General features: G+C 41.5%; 14 protein-coding genes. 6 read left to right on the forward strand and 8 right to left on the reverse strand.

Annotated features, from left to right (window positions below; translation table 11 throughout):
- Nucleotides 1-10 precede the first annotated feature (10 nt).
- From AC0YOD_RS25745 to AC0YOD_RS25770, 6 genes are all read right to left on the reverse strand, one after another.
- Nucleotides 11-1,588, reverse strand: a complete 1,578-nt coding sequence (locus AC0YOD_RS25745; protein WP_475802205.1) for a response regulator — start codon at nt 1,586-1,588, stop codon at nt 11-13.
- A 48-nt stretch (nt 1,589-1,636) separates the two neighbouring features.
- On the reverse strand, nt 1,637-3,316 hold the full coding sequence (locus tag AC0YOD_RS25750; RefSeq protein WP_475802206.1) for an extracellular solute-binding protein: 1,680 nt from the start codon (nt 3,314-3,316) through the stop codon (nt 1,637-1,639).
- 134 nt (nt 3,317-3,450) lie between these two features.
- Complete coding sequence (locus AC0YOD_RS25755; protein WP_475802207.1) at nt 3,451-5,139, reverse strand: extracellular solute-binding protein; 1,689 nt, start codon at nt 5,137-5,139, stop codon at nt 3,451-3,453.
- Nucleotides 5,140-5,212: 73 nt separating this feature from the next.
- Complete coding sequence (locus AC0YOD_RS25760) at nt 5,213-6,106, reverse strand: carbohydrate ABC transporter permease (RefSeq protein WP_475802208.1); 894 nt, start codon at nt 6,104-6,106, stop codon at nt 5,213-5,215.
- A 31-nt stretch (nt 6,107-6,137) separates the two neighbouring features.
- Nucleotides 6,138-7,115 (reverse strand): ABC transporter permease, encoded by a 978-nt coding sequence (locus AC0YOD_RS25765; RefSeq protein ID WP_475802209.1) that lies wholly within the window; start codon nt 7,113-7,115, stop codon nt 6,138-6,140.
- Nucleotides 7,116-7,439: 324 nt separating this feature from the next.
- Nucleotides 7,440-8,330 carry a helix-turn-helix domain-containing protein gene (locus tag AC0YOD_RS25770; protein ID WP_475802210.1) on the reverse strand — a complete coding sequence of 297 codons (891 nt, stop codon included), beginning with the start codon at nt 8,328-8,330 and terminating at the stop codon, nt 7,440-7,442.
- A gap of 139 nt (nt 8,331-8,469) precedes the next feature.
- On the opposite strand from AC0YOD_RS25770, the gene AC0YOD_RS25775 reads away from it, so the two are divergent.
- From AC0YOD_RS25775 to AC0YOD_RS25790, 4 genes are all read left to right on the forward strand, one after another.
- Nucleotides 8,470-10,437: a glycoside hydrolase family 127 protein gene (locus AC0YOD_RS25775; RefSeq protein WP_475802211.1), complete on the forward strand. Its 1,968-nt coding sequence runs from the start codon at nt 8,470-8,472 to the stop codon at nt 10,435-10,437.
- A gap of 162 nt (nt 10,438-10,599) precedes the next feature.
- The gene (locus AC0YOD_RS25780) at nt 10,600-12,006 is read left to right on the forward strand and encodes an ABC transporter substrate-binding protein (protein ID WP_475802212.1); all 1,407 of its coding nucleotides are present in this window, start codon (nt 10,600-10,602) and stop codon (nt 12,004-12,006) included.
- An 81-nt stretch (nt 12,007-12,087) separates the two neighbouring features.
- Nucleotides 12,088-13,014: a carbohydrate ABC transporter permease gene (locus AC0YOD_RS25785; protein WP_475802213.1), complete on the forward strand. Its 927-nt coding sequence runs from the start codon at nt 12,088-12,090 to the stop codon at nt 13,012-13,014.
- Nucleotides 13,011-13,841, forward strand: coding sequence for a carbohydrate ABC transporter permease (locus AC0YOD_RS25790; RefSeq protein ID WP_475802214.1), 831 nt, complete (start codon nt 13,011-13,013; stop codon nt 13,839-13,841). Before AC0YOD_RS25785 ends, AC0YOD_RS25790 begins: the two co-directional genes overlap by 4 nt.
- A gap of 88 nt (nt 13,842-13,929) precedes the next feature.
- Here the strand turns inward: AC0YOD_RS25790 and AC0YOD_RS25795 are convergent, their stop codons facing one another.
- Nucleotides 13,930-15,069, reverse strand: coding sequence for an MFS transporter (locus tag AC0YOD_RS25795; protein ID WP_475802215.1), 1,140 nt, complete (start codon nt 15,067-15,069; stop codon nt 13,930-13,932).
- A 225-nt stretch (nt 15,070-15,294) separates the two neighbouring features.
- Between AC0YOD_RS25795 and AC0YOD_RS25800 the strand changes: the two genes are divergently transcribed.
- Together AC0YOD_RS25800 and AC0YOD_RS25805 are read left to right on the forward strand one after the other, a co-directional pair.
- Entirely contained in the window at nt 15,295-15,501 is a 207-nt protein-coding gene (locus AC0YOD_RS25800; protein WP_475802216.1) for a helix-turn-helix transcriptional regulator, read from the forward strand.
- Nucleotides 15,502-15,954 carry a hypothetical protein gene (locus tag AC0YOD_RS25805; protein ID WP_475802217.1) on the forward strand — a complete coding sequence of 151 codons (453 nt, stop codon included), beginning with the start codon at nt 15,502-15,504 and terminating at the stop codon, nt 15,952-15,954.
- 75 nt (nt 15,955-16,029) lie between these two features.
- Here the strand turns inward: AC0YOD_RS25805 and AC0YOD_RS25810 are convergent.
- The coding region (locus tag AC0YOD_RS25810) for an S-layer homology domain-containing protein (RefSeq protein WP_475802218.1) at nt 16,030-18,465 on the reverse strand (2,436 nt) is incomplete at its 5' end.

Raw genomic sequence — 18,465 nt, forward strand, 5'->3', positions numbered from 1 at the left:
CGCGCCCCCATCATTGCTCTCTCTTCCTGTATTCCAGCGGTGTCATTCCAAATTTCTCTTTGAATTGCCGGCTAAAATACGGAAGGTAACGATAACCAACCTGATCAGCGACTTCGTAAATTTTCATGCCCTGTTGTTTCAATAGCTCACAAGCTTTTTCCATACGCAGTTGAACGAGCAGCTCGTTGAAGGTGTAGCCTGATTTTTCTTTAATTAAAAAACCCATATAGCTGGTGGAAAAAGAGAAATGCTCCGCGATATCCTTGAGCGTAATATTTTCATTCATGCGTTCCTTAATGGTCTTAATAACGTTTTGAATGAATTTGCTTTCCTTCGTTACTGATTTCTCCTTCAATCGCTCTGATATTTCATAGACACGTTGGACAAGCCAAGAACGAATTTCTCTGATCGTCTCGAATTGCATAAGAATATCAAGATGATGAATATCTATGCCAAGCAGCTTGAATAGATCTTCATTCTTTTCACTCAAATACTGATCCAGCTTCCATATAATATAGTTCGACATATTATGAACGGTAAATCGGGAACGAAGACTCGTTACCGATTTGAATAGATTATCAAACTCATCATAGATTTGGACTAGCTCGTATTCTTCCATAGCCTTTATAAGCGCATTCATCCGTGTATCAAGTATACGGGCATCTAGCATGCCCGGCTCGGCGCTAACCTCTTCATACTTAATGACACTGCCAATGCCGAGAAACATTTTTGCTTCCACCGCTTCAATAGCCTGTCGATACGAAATTTGCAGCTGTTCAATCGTTCCAACAGACTCCCCCATACCCGTTGTTATCGAAACCGGCATCTGTTGTTGTAATGCATCGTACAATCTTTTCACCGTTCCGCCAATATCATTGTCATCCAGCAGTATCGCAAATCGTTGCGATGATAGCTTACAATAAGGAATGTTCCCCATACTCTGAATGGCTTCATTCATTTGTTGAAGAAAGATTTTCGACCATTCATGCTGGGAAGTCCCATTTCCTGTTTGTCTCCAAGACTGGTTATCCAGCTCCATAATAACGACGCGAAGCGGCCATTTTAATTGATCAAAACGATAGGAGACCAGCATCTTTGATAGAGAAGTATCTTTATCCGTTTCTTCTCCTTCTAATAGACGAATAAGAAAATCACTTTTAGCAATTGGAATCATTTGCTGATAAGCAACCTCTACCTCACGCTGCTTGTTCTCCTCGTCAAGATCCTGCTTAACCTTTAACAAAGAGGATACCAGTACACTATCATCCATCGGCTTCAGTACATAATTGTATGCCTTTAATGACAACGCCTGCTGCACATAACTAAACTCTTGATACCCGCTGACGAAAATAATTCGCATTTGCGGTTTTCTCTCAAGTGCGATGCGGGCAAGCTCAAGTCCAGACATAAATGGCATATTGACATCGCTTACTAAAATATCAATAGGATGCTCATCTATGATTTCGCAAGCAGATAATGCATTGTTCACACTGCCCTGCACTTCCAAGCCAAGCTCAGACCAAGGAATGAACCGCTTCATTCCTTCCAAATCAAGCTCATCGTCATCGACCAACAATACCTTATACATGAGAAGCTCCTCCTAGAAATTGTTGGATTATTGGAACTGAAATTGAAATTACTCGTTATGCAGTATTTTTAGATTTGCCTGCCATTTATCTGTAATGAAATCCAAATAGCTTTGAAAGCCGACGGCTATAGAATCATCATGTGCCCTATCCAGAATCGCTAAAACTTCCTCATCTGTTTCACCGTATAATGCAATTGCTCGTGCTTCCAGCCAAATATCCTTCACTTTTCTATAAATAATTCCTTCTTCAGAATTCGGCATTGGATGCAAATTTATAAACTCTGTCGCATCGCCTTGCGATTTCCAGGTAACCTTGTTCTGCCAATACGTTGCCCAGTTGCGTTTATCTAAAGGTAGGGTCTCTTCGTATTCGATTTTTGTCTTATCCAAATATCTTGTATTTCCCACCCATATTAGATCGCCTGAAACAGCTTGAATTTGAGCAAGCCCCTCTGGATCACTTCCATAACGACTCGTGAAGTTTGGTGTATGCCCATCTGATTTAAATCCATTCCAGAAACCGTCAGGCCCTGGAGGCCCCCACATTTGCACGGCTGACCCTTCAGGTCCTGTCATCCAGTCCAGCATTGCAAATATAGCTTCTGGGTTTTTCGCGCTAGTCGTAATGGTTGATACATTCCAACCTAATAGATTATAAGTGCCTGGATAGATTTTGCTGCGATCCAGTCCTTCTTTGTATATAGGGTCAATAAAGAAATAACCATCCTGGGAATTGCTGTTAGACAGCTCGGCATTTGCTATCATTACCATTTTCATAGGATCAGCACTTGCGTAAACCGCAACCTTCCCATTTATCAGCTTCTCCGTAACCTGGTCCTCGGTTTGTGTCAATGCATCCTCCGTCATTAAGCCTTCCCTCATCAGCTTAGCCGCATATACAGCCGATTCCCGAAAACCTTCATCCTTATAAATGGAGGTCATCTTATCTCCCGTCGTTACAGCATAATTGCGAGTGAAGCTGAAGTCATTCTCCTTGAATGCAGAGAACAACTGATCAATGCCATGCCCTTCCTTGGCTAGTCCTGTTTCAAAAGGAACAATGCCTATATAATTTATTTTCACCTTCTTAAGATAGGCATATAGATCTTCCGTAGTTTCCAGCTTTGGTGACCCAAGCTCTCTATATATGCGTTTATTGACAACATATCCGGCATTGCCGTAAGCTTTGTCTGTATAGTAATTAGGAAAATAATAGATCTTCCCATCCTCCGCACGCAGCAAGTCTAATACCTTGGAGCCTGCCCATTTCTTAAGATTGGGGTATTTTTCAATATAATCATCCAAAGGGACAAGCAAGCCTGCTTCTCTAAGCTGATCCAAATCTGCATCACGCTGCCCCCAAATAATGTCTGGAAGCTGCTCACTTGCAATCATCTTCTTAAGCTTTTGGGTACCGTTTCCATCCGTTCCAATCCCTTTTATATGAATGTTTAGATTATCCTGAATCCATTTAGAGGATGGATCTGCTCCCCATTGCGGCATCTTATAGTAGCTGTAATGACCGTAAAATGTTACATTCAGAGGCTCTTTACCAAGCTCATAAAGTTGATCTGTTGGTAAATCCTTTACGTGTTCCTCCTCTATCGTGGGAGTCTGCGTTGGGATCAATGCTTTAGTCTGGCTGTTGCATGCGCTTAATATAATGATAATCATTGCAAGCATTAAAAAAAGCTTTAGTGTCCTCTCTCTCTGCCTGTTCACTAGCATGCGCCCCCTTGATCTTCAATCTTTGGAATTTCCCTAATCATACCAAAAAAGAAATTTGTAATATATAGAAATAGAAAATAGAGATATCCCAAAGGTTTTTGCGCCTTTGGGATGATCTCTTCTACTATGAAGGACTATTCAATGCCAAGTGTCTTTTTATTAGCAATCCATTTTTCTGTACGGAACTCAAGAAGCTTCCCATAACCAAGTTTTTGTGCATCCGCTTCAGCTTTGTCCAGGAGTTTGTCAACTTCCTCATCGCTTTTCGCAGTTGAAGATGCTGCATACACTTGGAGGAATAGATCGACTACGGACTGTCTAGTATTGCCTAGATCAGTATCCGGCAGTGGATCAAGATCATTCCATGCTGTAGCATCATAGGAAGTAGGCCAAGTTACAGCGTTTTGCCATTTTGTCAGCCAGTTTTTCTCTGCATCAGGCATGGTATTATCCTGTTTCACTTTTGCTGGATCAATAAAAGAGCTGTTGCCGTTAATCATGTAAATTTCATTATCAGCTTGAAGCTTAGCAACCTCTGCTGGATTAAAGGTGTCGGTGAAGATTGGATTGCCGTCTTCATCAAATCCCTTCCAGTTTCCGCCTTCAGGACCAAAATATTGAATACTCATACCTTCTGGACTAGTATACCAATCCAAGAAAGCAAAGATTTTCTCAGGATCTTTTGCCTTTGTCGTAATAACGTTTACATTCCATCCCAATCTGTTATACGTAGAGGTGAAGATTTTATCTTTATTCAATCCAGGCTTATGAATTGGCCAAATCAGGTCGTAAGCAGCTGTTGGATCCTTCTTCTGCAGCTCTAGTTGAGCGGCATTTACTTTTTTCATAACATTTCCACCAGCATATACAGCTACTCTTCCTTGCGATAGCTTCTCAACTACTTCAACTTCCGTTTGTGTAAATGCATCTTGAGTTATCAATTTCTCTCTGTACAATTTCGAAATATACTTTTGTGCTTCACGGAAAACAGGGTCTACGAAAACAGATGTCAACTTACCATCTTTAACAACCGATTGTACAGAATTGTTCAAAGAATTATAAAGCGTTCCTTCACCAAAACCAGTGTATATTACACCCAAACCTTGAGCATCTTGCGCGCGGTCCACTTCAAGTGGAACGACATCTTTATACTTCTCTTTTACTAGAAGCAGGTAAGCATAGAGATCATCTGTCGTCTCTAGTTTAGGTTTACCCAACTCTTCATAAATCTTTCTGTTTATAACATAACCTGCTGAACCAGTAGGTTTATTCGTATACCAGTTCGGGAATTGATAAAGTTTACCATCCTCTGCACGAAGAAGATCCAAGCTCTCTTCTCCCATCCATTTTTTCAAGTTTGGATATTTATCTAGGTATGGATCGAGTGCAACGAGCTTTCCTGCCTCACGGAGTCTTTCAAAATCTGGGTGATTACGATCTCCCCATAGTACATCCGGCAATTTATCATCAACAATCATCGTACTCAATAATTGTGCGTTATTACCGCCAGAAGGCATCGTTTTTATATTAACCTTCTTATTTTCCTTGACCCATTTGCCTACAGGAACGCTATCCCATTCTGGGAAATCTTGCCAAGCATAGTGAGCGAAAATCGAAAATTCCAATGGTTCGGAGCCAACTTGCCATACATCAGACGGAGGTTCAGTCTCTGCATTAGCATTCGTACTCGTAGTCGGTGCATTTGTTGCTGTACTCTTCGGCTCATTTCCCCCGGAGTTCGAATTGCTGCATCCTGCAAGAACCGTCGCCAGAATGAATACTGCTGATACCAGCATTAGCATCGGCTTTTTCATCTTCTTCATTTTGTTAATACCCCTCTCATTATTAGATCTATGTCCAAAGCGAATTTCGCCTTCAACCAATTTGAATCAAAGCCTATTCCTTTAAAGAACCTACTAAAACACCTTTAACAAAATATTTCTGTACGAATGGGTATACCAAAATAATCGGTAAGGTTACGACCATCATCGTTGCATTCGTCAGTGATTTGGAGGTTATCGTTTTCGCACTTTCCATTCTTTGCATGGTAGCAGAATCAACTGCACCCTGAGATGTGATAGTATTGGCATTCAAAATAGATCTTAGCAAGGTTTGGACCGGCTTCAAGTCTGCGTCCGAAATATATATCGTTGGCAAAAACCATTCATTCCAATGAGCAATAGCTGTGAATAGACCCAGCGTTGCAATAACTGGCCCTGACAACGGTAATACAATTCGCAAGAAAGTCCCCCATGTGCTGCAACCGTCTATTTGTGCTGATTCCTCAAGCCCAACGGGCAAGCTCTTGAAAAATGTACGGAATACGATCATATTCCAAACACTAATCAGCGAGGGAATAATATAAACTAGGAAACTATTCATTAACCCTAAGGAACGAATTAAGAGGAAGGTAGGGATCAAGCCGCCCCCGAAATATAACGTGAATATAAAGAACAATGTATAAAATTTCCGGCCTATTAAATATTGCTTTGTTAGTCCATAAGCTAAGAGCGTTGTCATAAATATAGCGGTGATCGTTCCGATAATCGTGCGGCTAATGGATATGTAAAAGCCATTTAGCAGACGTGAATCATTGAAAACAATTTCATAATTTTCTAATGTGAATACTCTAGGCCAAACTGTGATGCCTCCAGCAGCGGTATCCGATCCAAGATTGAATGAAATAGCCAATGCATTAATAAATGGATATAACGCGCTGATTGTAAGCAATACCAATAAGGTATATATGACCACCAGCATTACTCTATCGCCAAACCCTAATTTCCTCAACGAGTATCAACCCCCTGTTATTCTTTATGTTCTACCACAAGCTGTTTCCGGATCTTCTTGCTGTATAATTCGCAAATGCAAGGAGTCCGACGCTTATCACAGCTTTAAACAACCCAACTGCTACGGCATACGAGTATCGTTGATTCTGTAAGCCAACGCGATAGACATACGTATCTATAACATCTGATACAGGTCTCAAAATCGGATTCTGCGCAAGCAGCAAGATATCCTCAAAGCCGGCATTTAGCAAGTTGCCAATGGCAAGAATCATAAAGATTACAATAACAGGCATAATTGTCGGTATCGTAATGAGATAGATTTGCTTGAATTTGCTTGCCCCATCAATATCGGCCGCTTCATACATGCTTTGATCCACGCCAGCAACAGCAGCAAGATAGACGATGGAAGCAAATCCAACTTCCTTCCAAACATTCGTTGATACGAGAATAGTCCAGAAATATTCTGACATAGAGAGGAAATTCACTGGCTCATCAATCGCCTTAATCTTCTCTAGAAAGAAGTTAACACTGCCGCCATCCGTTGATAGCAAAGAGATAACCAAGCCTGATACGATAACCCAAGACATAAAGTGTGGTAAATACGTTATCGTCTGTACAATCCGTTTGAATACCATATGACGCACTTCATTCAGCATTAGCGCCAAAATGATGGGAGCCGGAAAACCAATTACAAATTTAAAGAGACTGATCAAGACCGTATTACGCATAATCATCCAAAAATCAGGGGCATTGAAAAACGCTTTAAAGTGCTTTAATCCAACCCACGGATTGTCAAATAAGCTAGCTCCTGAATAAATGTTGTAGTCCATAAAACCACTCAATACTCCGTACATGGGAATATAGGAGAAGATAAATACCAAAATTACTCCCGGCCAAACCATCAGCTGTACGTCCATTTGCTTCATTAATCGTCTAAAAAAGCTTTTTTTTCTCGTTTTAGGCTGCTGCGGCATCCCTGCAAATTGCTGTTCTGTTGTTGCTTGCGACATGCTCATCCTCCCGATTTAAAAATACATGTATCCTTGCGGATCGTCTCTGAAGCAGCTCGTTGCTTCAGCAGCAATGCCTGTTCATTAGGCTCATGTACATTCTACCTCTGGGAAAAAGTTGAAACTATATAACAAAAACCCGATTTTTTATACTTCCACAAGGATTATGACAAATTCAATCATATTTCTGATTTCTACGAACATTATTCCAGCTTCAGAAAATAATTTATTCATTTTCAAATCAAAATGACCGCAAAAAAAGCATTCCCGACGCACTCGTTTGTGCGCTGAAAATGCTTTTCTATCATTTTAGACCATCAAGCATTACAAATGCCCTCTCATCTTCTTTCGGAATTGATGAGGAGAAATACCCTCTTTATTCGAGAAACAAAAGGTAAAGTACGATCCATGCTGAAAGCCCACCTCCTCTGCTATTCGCGTAATGGTCCAGTCCGTTTGTACGAGCAGCTTCTTCCCTTGTTCTATTCGGTAATGCAATAAATAATCCATTGGTGTCATGGCATACACCTTAAGCATGCATCTAGCCATGTAATTCGGGTGATAATTTAGTTCCCGCTGCAAAATGGAATTCGTCACTTTACTAGTATAGTTTTGCCTAATGAACAGCTCGACCTTCTCCGCCAAGTTAAATGCCGTTCCATCAGACGTCTCAGCGAGCTCACGATCTAGATACTGAATGAAAAACTGAAAGGCAGATTGCTTCTTCCAATTTCTAAGGGACCTAGGTTCTTCCTCCAATTGAAAGAACTGCCCTAATATATCCATAGCCTTGGGCTTAAGCCTCGTATACTTCGGAAGAAACACCGAGCATACCTCACTATGATTCAAATAGGCTGTTTGCTTATGAGCAGCAATCAATGCAGATTGATTGTCCAAGCATTTGCTCATGCTGCTGCATTCATCCCACGCCCCGAAAGTATGAAAGTGAATCCAAATCATTTCCGTATCCGTCAGACAAGCCTCCGTACCATAATGATTCGCATCTGGTCTAAGAATGAAAGCTTCTCCTGCTTCGATCGTCCATTCTCTCCCCCCTTCCCCCAAGCTTAATGCTCCCTTAGTAACAACGACTAAATCAAAGACACCAATGTTGCTGCGACTGACATGGCGCTCACCCGCCTGATAGAAAGCACGACCGCAATCTATAAAATATGGGATGGGCGGTGAGATGAAATGAAGGATAGGAGAGCTCAATATCATTAACCTCCAGTTGGTTGTAATTCTTAAAATTATAGTTGGAAATGATTGTATATTAACCATAATACTACATGTATTATGGTTAATATAGCGCTTTCAACAAAGTTGAGAATTATAAAATAAAGGAGCCTATTCCATGCGAAATCCACCCATATCCACAGCTGTAACTTTAAAAAATGTTGTGATCCAAGATGACTTTTGGTCTCCTTATATTTCATTGGTCCGAGATGTTGTCATTCCTTATCAATGGGAAGCACTTAATGATCGTGTCGTGGAATCAGAGCCCAGTCACGCCATAAAAAACTTCAAAATTGCAGCCGGATTAGAAAAGGGCAACTTTTACGGCATGGTATTCCAAGACAGTGATGTTGCCAAATGGCTGGAGGCAGTCGGTTATTTATTAGCATTAGCGCCGGATGAAGAATTAGAGAAGGTCGCTGATGAAGTTATTGACATCATTGTTAAAGCACAACATCAAGATGGTTATTTAAACACCTACTTCACCCTTAAAGAGCCTGACGGTCGATGGACGAATCTAGCGGAATGCCATGAATTATATTGCGCGGGCCATCTGATTGAGGCTGCTGTCGCCTATTCCAGTGCAACCGGAAAAACCAAAATTTTAAATGTGGCTTGTCGCTTAGCAGATTGTATCGATGATGCTTTCGGCTTAGAAGAGGGAAAAATCAAGGGCTATGACGGGCATCCGGAAATTGAGCTTGCATTAGTCAGACTTTATCATGTGACAGACAATGATCGCTATCTGAAACTTGCCAAATTTTTTCTAGACGAACGAGGGCAATCTCCTCACTTCTATGATGAAGAATACACAAAGCGAAACGGTCAGACACATTTCCCTATGCTGAGTATGGCAAAGGATAAATCATATAGCCAGGCACACCTGCCAGTAAGAATGCAGCAGACAGCAGAAGGGCATGCCGTACGTGTAGTCTATCTATGTGCAGGAATGGCTGATGTAGCTGCCGAAACCGCTGATGAAACTTTAGCAGCCGCTTGTCGAACGCTTTGGACAAATATGGTCTCCAAAAGGATGTATATAACGGGAGCTATTGGATCAATGGCACATGGTGAAGCATTCTCGCTTGATTATGACCTGCCAAGTGATACGGCATATGCAGAAACCTGTGCTTCGATTGGATTAATCTTCTTTGCTCGGCGTATGCTGCAAATGGAAGCCAATAGCCAGTATGCCGATGTACTCGAACGAGCTTTATACAACACGGTTATTGCCGGAATGTCACGGGATGGGAAGCATTTCTTTTATGTTAATCCACTTGAGGTCTGGCCTGAAGCCATCGGTAAAAATAGAAATCTCGATCACGTAAAGCATCAGAGACAGCGATGGTTTGGCTGTGCGTGCTGTCCGCCTAATATTGCCAGACTCCTTGCTTCTCTTGGATCATACATTTACTCGTTCAAGGGAGCGACGCTGTACACTCACTTATATATCGGAAGCCAAATAGAACTAGAGCTATTTGGTCAGAAGGTTCAGATAATTCAGCAGTCCGAACTCCCTTGGGAAGGCAAGATTCGTTTTGAGTTCAAAATGAATCAGTCTTTAAGGTTTACCTTTGCGATGAGATTACCGGAATGGTGTGACACTGCAGAGCTTCTAATCAATGGCATTCCTTTTGTAATCGATGAAACTTCATTGATAGATGGCTATATACACATCAATCGTCAATGGGATTCTAAAGATATCATTCATCTTGTATTGCCGGTGAAAATTAACTTTATGAGGGGTAACCCTCTTATCCGTGAGACGGTAGGCATGGTTGCGCTCCAACGCGGTCCACTCGTGTATTGCTTGGAAGAGGCCGACAACGGAAACCATCTGCATCAATTGCTTATTAGGCCGGATCGCAAAAGCGATTCCGTCTTTCGCCCCGACCTGCTCGACGGTATCCAAATCATTAAAGTGCCAGCTCTCCGTATTCGGGGGGAAGGCTGGAATGACCTGCTATACCAAGCGGATATTGAAGAAAAGCTGGATCATATGACAGCCCAATTTATCCCCTATTTCGCTTGGGCAAATAGAGATGCTGGCGAGATGCGAGTATGGGTGAGAGAACATCGGTTTTAACCCTATGAGGTGCAACGATATAAGCTTCTGACTCTGTTCAGGGAGGGAAGATGATGAAGTAATCATTCTGGGAATGCAGCCATCACCTACAGCAACCCGTTTTTTTCAGAAATGATAGGCATTTCCGAAAGGCGACGAATTATAAATGATGGAGGGGTTTATGTGAGATTAATAAAAAAAGGATTAGCAATGAGCATTGCCATGATCACGATCCTCGCTTTAATCGCAGGCTGCAGTTCTAAGAATAACGGTGATTCCACAAGTCCTAGCGACAAAAATTCAGACTCTAACAAATCTGAAAAAATAGTAACACTCAAGTATTTGGACTGGGCTCCAGATGAAGAAAGAAAATCACAACAAAAAAGCTTTGACGCCTTTATGAAGGTATATCCGAATATTAAGATTGATTATCAAAGCGTCCCTGAAGATGAGTTTCCATCTAAACTAACTGCAATGGCTGCTTCAAAAACATTGCCTGATATTAGCGCAATGAATGAAGCCCAAGCGCTTAGATGGGCAGAATCCGGCATATTAATGGATATGTCCAAATACTATGAGGACGGCACCATTTCTGCCAAAATGGAGAGCAATAAATTCGTTTCACCAGACGGCAAGCTGTTAGGCTACAGCGTTGCCAATGAAATCATCATCCTTCATTACAATAAGCAGTTGTTTGACGATGCTGGTATTCCATATCCACCTGCTGAAACATCAAAAGCATGGACATGGGATCAAATGCTTGAGGTTGCTCGTAAGCTTACAGTTGATAAGAACGGTAAACATCCGAATGAAGACGGTTTTGATAAAGGAAATATCGTGCAATATGGGATTGACGTTAACCATGCAGCGGATTTCTTCTGGACTCCATTTGCCATTAGCAATGGTGGTGGCGAAGTCAGCCAAGACGGCAAAGAGCTGCTCATTAATAAGCCAGAGACAATCGAAGCTATTCAGAAGGTTGCAGATTTGTCTTTAAAAGAGTATGTCTCTCCTACCCCTGCTCAAGCACAAGGTTTACCAGGTGACGTTGGTCAGAAGCTGGCATCAGGCAAGATTGCTATGGCTACTTCCGGTCAGTGGGAGCTAGTTAATATCGGTCCCCAAGTTGAAAAAGGATTGAGGAATGGCGTTGGCGTGCTGCCAATCTTCAAGAAACCGGCTACAACGAATACGGGATTACCGCTCGTCATCTATAATACAGCGAAACATCCTGATGAAGCGATAGAGCTTTACAAATGGTTGATGGACCCGAACCAAAATCAAGCTAACTTTGACAGTGGTGTGTGGATGCCGACTGAGCTTAGCTGGTATACGGATCCAGAATTAATCAAGAAATGGACAGCGACACCGGTGCATCCGCCTGAATACAAAACTGCTGTTATCGATTATGCACTGGAAGCAACTTATCCAACGCCTTGGTTCTTCCTGCCAACGTATAGCCGACTAGGTGAAGTACTGAATCCAGGGCTTGATCCCGTCTGGCTCGGCACGAAATCCGCACAAGAAGCTATTGATGCCATCTATCCCAAAATGAAGGAAATCTTCGACAGCGGCAAAGCTAATCCATGAGTAATTTATGAGTATTCCATGCAGGGAGGCTGTCACTTTAATGCAGCCTTCCCGCACCCCAACATTAAGGAGGCATAATGAATGCCCACACTCCAGCGACATACCAGCTACAAAAGCCATAAACGACGGCGCATTTGGGCTGGATATTTATTCATTTTACCTGCCATATTAGGCATTATCATTTTCACCTTAGCTCCGCTGCTCTACAGCCTTTATTTGAGCTTTACGAATTGGACCGTATTAGCGCCGAAGGAATGGATAGGTTTCGAAAACTACCGCAAAATCTTTATGGAGGATTACTTTTTTGTAAAATCATTAAAGGTAACTGCCTACTATTCTCTCGGAAGCGTAATCACAATCGTATTCTTTTGCTTTATTATCGCGATGCTGCTCAATTCTGCTGGAAAGGCAAAAGCCTTTTTTAGAGCAGCCTTCTATTTGCCAACGGTCATACCTGTTCTCGCTGGTGCGATCTGCTGGGTTTGGATGTACAACGTTGACTTCGGAATTATCAACTATGCACTTGGATTTTTAGGAATCGATAAGCAATATTGGGTTGGAGCACCTGGCTCGGTCATTCCTTCCTTGATTATTATTGCTGTTTGGGGAGCTGGCAATGTCATCATTATTTTCATGGCCAGCATGCAGGATGTTCCTAGACATCTACTTGAGGCGGTGGAAATAGATGGCGGCGGTTGGTGGAGGAAGCTATGGTCCGTAACGATTCCACTGGTTTCACCCGTTATTTTCTATAATGTTATTTTAGCCTTTATCAACTCGCTGACCGCATTCACTCAGACCTATGTTCTTGGCCGCAGCGGCGGGGGCCCGGATGATTCCGCACTATTTTATGCCTTCCTAATCTATCGAGAAGCTTTCAAACATCAGAACATGGGATATGCTTGTGCGCTGGCTATGGTACTCTTCGTCATCGTTGGATTTTTCACCTATTTGCTCTTTAAGCTCTCGTCTGCTTGGGTGCACTACGAGGGGGGCAGCAAAGGATGAATTATCGTGTTCGAGGTCAAATAGTTAATTACTTTTTTCTAACTTTTTTAGCGTTTATCTTTATTTTTCCGATATACTGGATTCTTCGCTCTTCTCTGCTCGACTTCGGAGAGATTATGTCGTACCCTCCAATCCTATTTCCGGATATTTTCAGGTGGGAGAATTATACGGAAGTACTCAATCGGGTGGATTTCCTAAAATATATCAGCAACACATTTATTATTATCGTGCCCGTATTAATTGGAGTTGGTCTTACGAGCAGCTTGGCTGCTTTCGGGTTTTCACGTATTGAATTTCCTCTAAAAAATTTCTGGTTCACACTAGTCATCATGACGATATTGCTGCCAAGTATCGTGACGTTAGTACCGACTTACATCGGCTGGTCGAAACTTGGATTAACGAACACCTTTCTGCCGCTCATTATACCTGCATTCTTCGGTGGCGGCGCTTTTAATATTTTTCTATTACGGCAGTTTTTACTGACGATCCCTCGTGACTTGGATGAGTCAGCAGTCATTGATGGTGCCGGATACTTCACGATCTACTCGCAAATCATTTTGCCACTTGTTAAACCAGCCCTTGTTGCTGTTCTATTGTTCACCTTCGTTGGAGTATGGAATGATTTCTTAAATCAACTCGTCTACTTAAATGAACAGGATATGTATACAGTAGCACTAGGATTATCAACGCTGCGAAGCAGCCTTACATCCCCTATGCATTTGATTATGGCAGGCACGATGATTATGGTTATTCCAGCTACAGTCATTTTTCTAATCGGACAACGATACTTCACCGAAGGCATAGCAACGACAGGAATTAAAGGATAATCAAAAGTAAAAAAAATCATTAGCTTCAATTGAAAAAGGGTTATTCTACAGGCAGCTTATTTCAAGCGCCTGTAGAATAACCCTTATTTTATCTTTTACCATACACCCTATTAAGCACTAAGCCAAACAACATACCGAGAAAAGATAAAGCAGATATGGACAAATAAAGAGTATTGCCTCCAAAGTTTCCGAATATGGTTCCGCCAATATAGGAAGCTATAATCCCCGATATACCAAAGAAGAGCAGTGCCAGCACCGTTTGGCCTGTAGCACGCCATTCCGTTGGAACAATACGATACAGATATTGAATAGCCGCGGAGTAGAAAACTGGAAAGGTTAACAACTGCAAAATTTGTAAATAAGCGAGCAGATGCGGATCAGTAATCCAGGCTGAGATGAAAAAACGAAGGAAATAGAACCCTGCCGAAATCGTAATGATAAGCAGCTCTTTTCCTTTACGCATCCACCAGAAGCTTAGAGCAAATACTAAAATTTCACTGCCTGCTGCTAGGAAGAAGGCTTGCCCTACCAATTCCGGGCTCCCACCTAGCTCACGAATATATAAACCAAGGAAGGTATCGTTCATACGTGCAGGAATGGAACAGGTAAACACTAACAGCAGAAACAGGAGTGTCTCTTTATTACTTATAAAATGTTTGAGACTGCTCAGCGTAACGGGTTTTCCAGTTACGGGGCCATCGGGCATCTTCCAAGCGATTAGAAAACAAATCAAGCCAATACCAGCAAAGAGCATAGCTAAACTATTTTCGCCGAAATATGACATCACATAACCAGTAAGCAGTGCAGCTACCGCATAACCTAATGCGCCATAAGTACGAATAGAGCCATAGCTGGTACCCGCAGATTCAGAGACCGTAAAATTAAGACTTTCGGTTAGCGGATCGATCGGCATTAGAAAGAAATAAAGCAGCATTGCAAAAAGGATAAGCTGTAGATAGTTGCTAGAATCATATAGGAAATATCCAACGATGCTTGAACATAGTATCAGCAATAGCATTATTTTACGAATTGACTTCGTTTTATCACTGATCATCCCCCATAGAGGCTGAGCAATCAGAGTAACAAAACCTCCCGTACCGATGATGAATCCAATTTGCGCTGGACGTAAACCCTGCATATCTAAATAGACGGGAAGGAAGGAGATAAACATAGCCAGCAATGCGAAATAAAAGAAATTAAAGCCACGTAATAGATTTGATGCATTCATAGAGTCATTGATCCCCCGCATGTTTGTTGAGTGAGTATAGGCTTGATTCTGTATTGTACCATGAAATGATCTGAAAACAGTGGAAATAAAATTTGGACTGACTCCTTTTTGTATAAAAAAACATCTTCGCCCTTCTTGGGCATGAGTAAAACCAATATTGGCAATAATTGCAAAGCGAACTATACTAAATTTGCAATGTTAACTTTGCATTTTGGAGGTAATGAATTGAAGACCAAAATTCAAGAACTTCGCAAGAAAAACAAAATATCTCAAGAGGAACTTGCATTTGCAGTGGGCGTGACCAGGCAAACCATTACTTCTTTGGAATGTGAAAAATACACAGCATCTTTGGTTTTAGCTTATAAAATTGCTAAATATTTTGGGAAGTCCATCGAGGAGATATTTGATTTCTCAGAAGCGGAGGAGATATAGGTGGAGACGTTTAAGAAAACATTGCAAAAAAGAATCGTTCAAATGGGAATAATCAACTCATTCGCTTTAATTTTCATTGTATTGACTGGCAGATATGGGCTCGTAACCGCAGGGAGCAGCATAAATATTTCAGATTACATTCATGGATTTCAGACAGGGATTTTTATCGGTGTGCAATTGGTGGTACTCCTAACCATAGGCAAATATAGGAAAGCCATGAAAAATCAGCAAAAGCTAAAAGAGCTATATATTAAAGAGAATGATGAGCGAGCAAAATTAATTCGAGACAAAGTAGGTGGAGCAGTGTTCTTTTTCACTGCCAGTTGCCTTGCTATAGCAGCCATTATATCTGGATTTTTTAATGAAACGGTATTCTTTACACTATCTGCGACTTTAATTTTCTTCCTGTTAGTTAAGCTCATATTGAAGAAATACTATTCCAAAAAATATTAATATAATCAATTCCGATTGTATTGTATATAAAAATGATAAAGAGGCTGCAGAATTCGCAGCCTCTTTATTTAATGCTTAAATGAATTCAGCTTTTTGAAGCAGCCTTTGGATAATAGCGGCTGTTTCTGCCCTAGTAATATTTTTCTGAGGCAGCAACTCCCCATTATATCCGCCAACAACACCGAATTGAATCGTTAATGCCGCGGCTTGACGAGCCCATGCAGCTATTTTTGTGTTGTCTTTAAAACCATTAAGTAGATTTTGCTGCTGTACATTGCCAAGCTCATTATACAAATCTGCCAGCTTCATTGCTCTCGATAGAATAACCATTGCTTCCTGTCTAGTAATCTTTTCGTTAGGCTTGAATGAGCCATCACTGTATCCATCAACCAATCCGTACGAATACCCGATTTGAGCTGCTGAATGATACCAATCCTTTTCTGATATATCTGTAAAGCTTTTGGATTTGGAAGCAGAGCTTAAGCCTAATGCCCTTATGATTATGGCTGTGAATTCTGCTCGAGTTATTTCGTTATTCGGTAAAAACCGCTGCTCGTCAGCACCATTAATAATAAGTCTTGATGCCAAGTCATTGATGCTTGTTTTGGCCCAATGTGTCGCAACATCGCTAAATGATTTTTGATGATAAATGAGACCGTACATGCTGTTAGTCATGCTGCTGAGGACAGCGTAATAACGTCCATCTTCTTCTATTACCTTAGTAGGAATATGAATGAGCGATCCGTCCGAAATCAACTTAACTCCCGTCGTAATACGCTTAGGATCTATTCCTTCAGGCAATGCGATACGTCTCTCCACAAAAGTATCAAATTGATTCAGCTCTATTTCCTTGCTCCCAAAATACGCTTTCACTGAAAATCTTACTGGCGGAGCGATAAGTGTAATTTGTCCGTTACCCATATCCTTATAAACAAATTCTGAGTTAGGAGCATGAATGATTTCCATTTTGAGAGTAATATCCTTCAGTGAAGCATTAGAGCCGAATTGTTTAAGCCATTCATCACTATGAACTTGATCCATTGGAAAGCTATAAGATGCGTTTTCAGACATTAGTTGAATAATAGCGTTATTGCTTTCAAAGGCTGAAAGAAGCTCAGCATTTATTTCCCAATTCACTATATCAGATTGATTATGAACCGTAATCGTAATAACAGGTTTATCGCCTGCTCCCTTCAATAGCTCTTTAAGCTGAGCTTCCTCAAAGATCACCGTCGTTACTTTTTTACCTTCTATTGTCATTACAGTTGTCTTAACCATTTGTTCTGACTTGTTCCCTATACTAATTGTGATATCTGAATTTGATTCTGTATTACCACTTCCATTGTTGGAACCACCGTTGCTTGCTTGGTATTCGATAGATGCTGCATTTGCCACACTACTATTACCTGCTGCATCTCGGTATTGAACGTATAACTGCTTAGTTCCATAACCTCCATCCATAATCCAACTTTTGGTGAGCAATACGTTCTCCCAAACTGACCATGTCAACTTATCCGCAGAAAACCGCATTTCAGTAACACCACTACCATCGCCATCCGAAGAAGTTAGAGTTAGTTTCACTTCCTTACTACTCGTTGCAGCAGCTCCGCTATTTATGGTAATCATTCCTGTTGGTATCGTCTGATCAAGTTTTATTTTATCTTGAATAATGGAATGACTTACATTGCCTGCCTTGTCTTTAAACTGTACGAATACCGATTTCCCCCCGTCGCCCGTTCCTAAGCTCCATGCCTTCGTTGCAGCGGATGGCTCCCAACTGCTCCAATCCGTCCCATTGCTCGAGAAGCGCATTTCGACAACGCCACTTCCTTTACTACTATCATCGCTAGTAAGCGTTAGGGTTGTATCCACAACATTTGTCCATTCCGAACCAGCTTGAATGATTAATGTACCCATTGGCGCAGTGGTATCCACTAGGAATTCAATCGTAGTGGCATTACCCGCTACATCCGTTACGATTAGCTTGTACGAGCCATCCTGATTAACGTCCATACCGCTTGTAAAAGCAGTTCCATTCAATGTTGCTGTTCCTTCATTAAAGCTAACTGTCACTTTATCCTTGTACACTCCACCATCCGCAACTCCGGTTACGATCGGTGCTACCTTATCAATAACAAAGTTCACTGTTGTTACATTTCCTGCTGTATCCGTTACGATTAGCTTGTACGAGCCATCCTGATTAACTTCCGTACCGCTTGTAAAAGGATCTCCGTTCAACTTCGCTATTCCTTTGTCGAAGCTGACCGTGACTTTATCCTTATACATTCCACCTTCGGTTACTCCGGTTACGATTGGTGCTACCTTATCGATTACAAAGTTCACCGTCGTTACATTTCCTGCTGCGTCCGTTACGACGAGCTTGTACGAGCCATCCTGAATAACTTCCGTACCGCTTGTAAATACATCTCCGTTCAACTTCGCCGTTCCTTCATCGAAGCTGACCGTTACTTTATCCTTGTACATTCCACCATCTACAACTCCGGTTACTAC

Source organism: Paenibacillus sp. J31P13 (assembly GCF_056269295.1).

Bases quoted from the DNA above. Each gene is read 5' to 3' on its own strand.
- AC0YOD_RS25745 (WP_475802205.1), bottom strand. From the start codon at position 1,588: ATGTATAAGGTATTGTTGGTCGATGACGATGAGCTTGATTTGGAAGGA.
- AC0YOD_RS25750 (WP_475802206.1), bottom strand. From the start codon at position 3,316: ATGCTAGTGAACAGGCAGAGAGAGAGGACACTAAAGCTTTTTTTAATG.
- AC0YOD_RS25755 (WP_475802207.1), bottom strand. From the start codon at position 5,139: ATGAAGAAGATGAAAAAGCCGATGCTAATGCTGGTATCAGCAGTATTC.
- AC0YOD_RS25765 (WP_475802209.1), bottom strand. From the start codon at position 7,115: ATGTCGCAAGCAACAACAGAACAGCAATTTGCAGGGATGCCGCAGCAG.
- AC0YOD_RS25775 (WP_475802211.1), top strand. From the start codon at position 8,470: ATGCGAAATCCACCCATATCCACAGCTGTAACTTTAAAAAATGTTGTG.
- AC0YOD_RS25785 (WP_475802213.1), top strand. From the start codon at position 12,088: ATGCCCACACTCCAGCGACATACCAGCTACAAAAGCCATAAACGACGG.
- AC0YOD_RS25790 (WP_475802214.1), top strand. From the start codon at position 13,011: ATGAATTATCGTGTTCGAGGTCAAATAGTTAATTACTTTTTTCTAACT.
- AC0YOD_RS25795 (WP_475802215.1), bottom strand. From the start codon at position 15,069: ATGAATGCATCAAATCTATTACGTGGCTTTAATTTCTTTTATTTCGCA.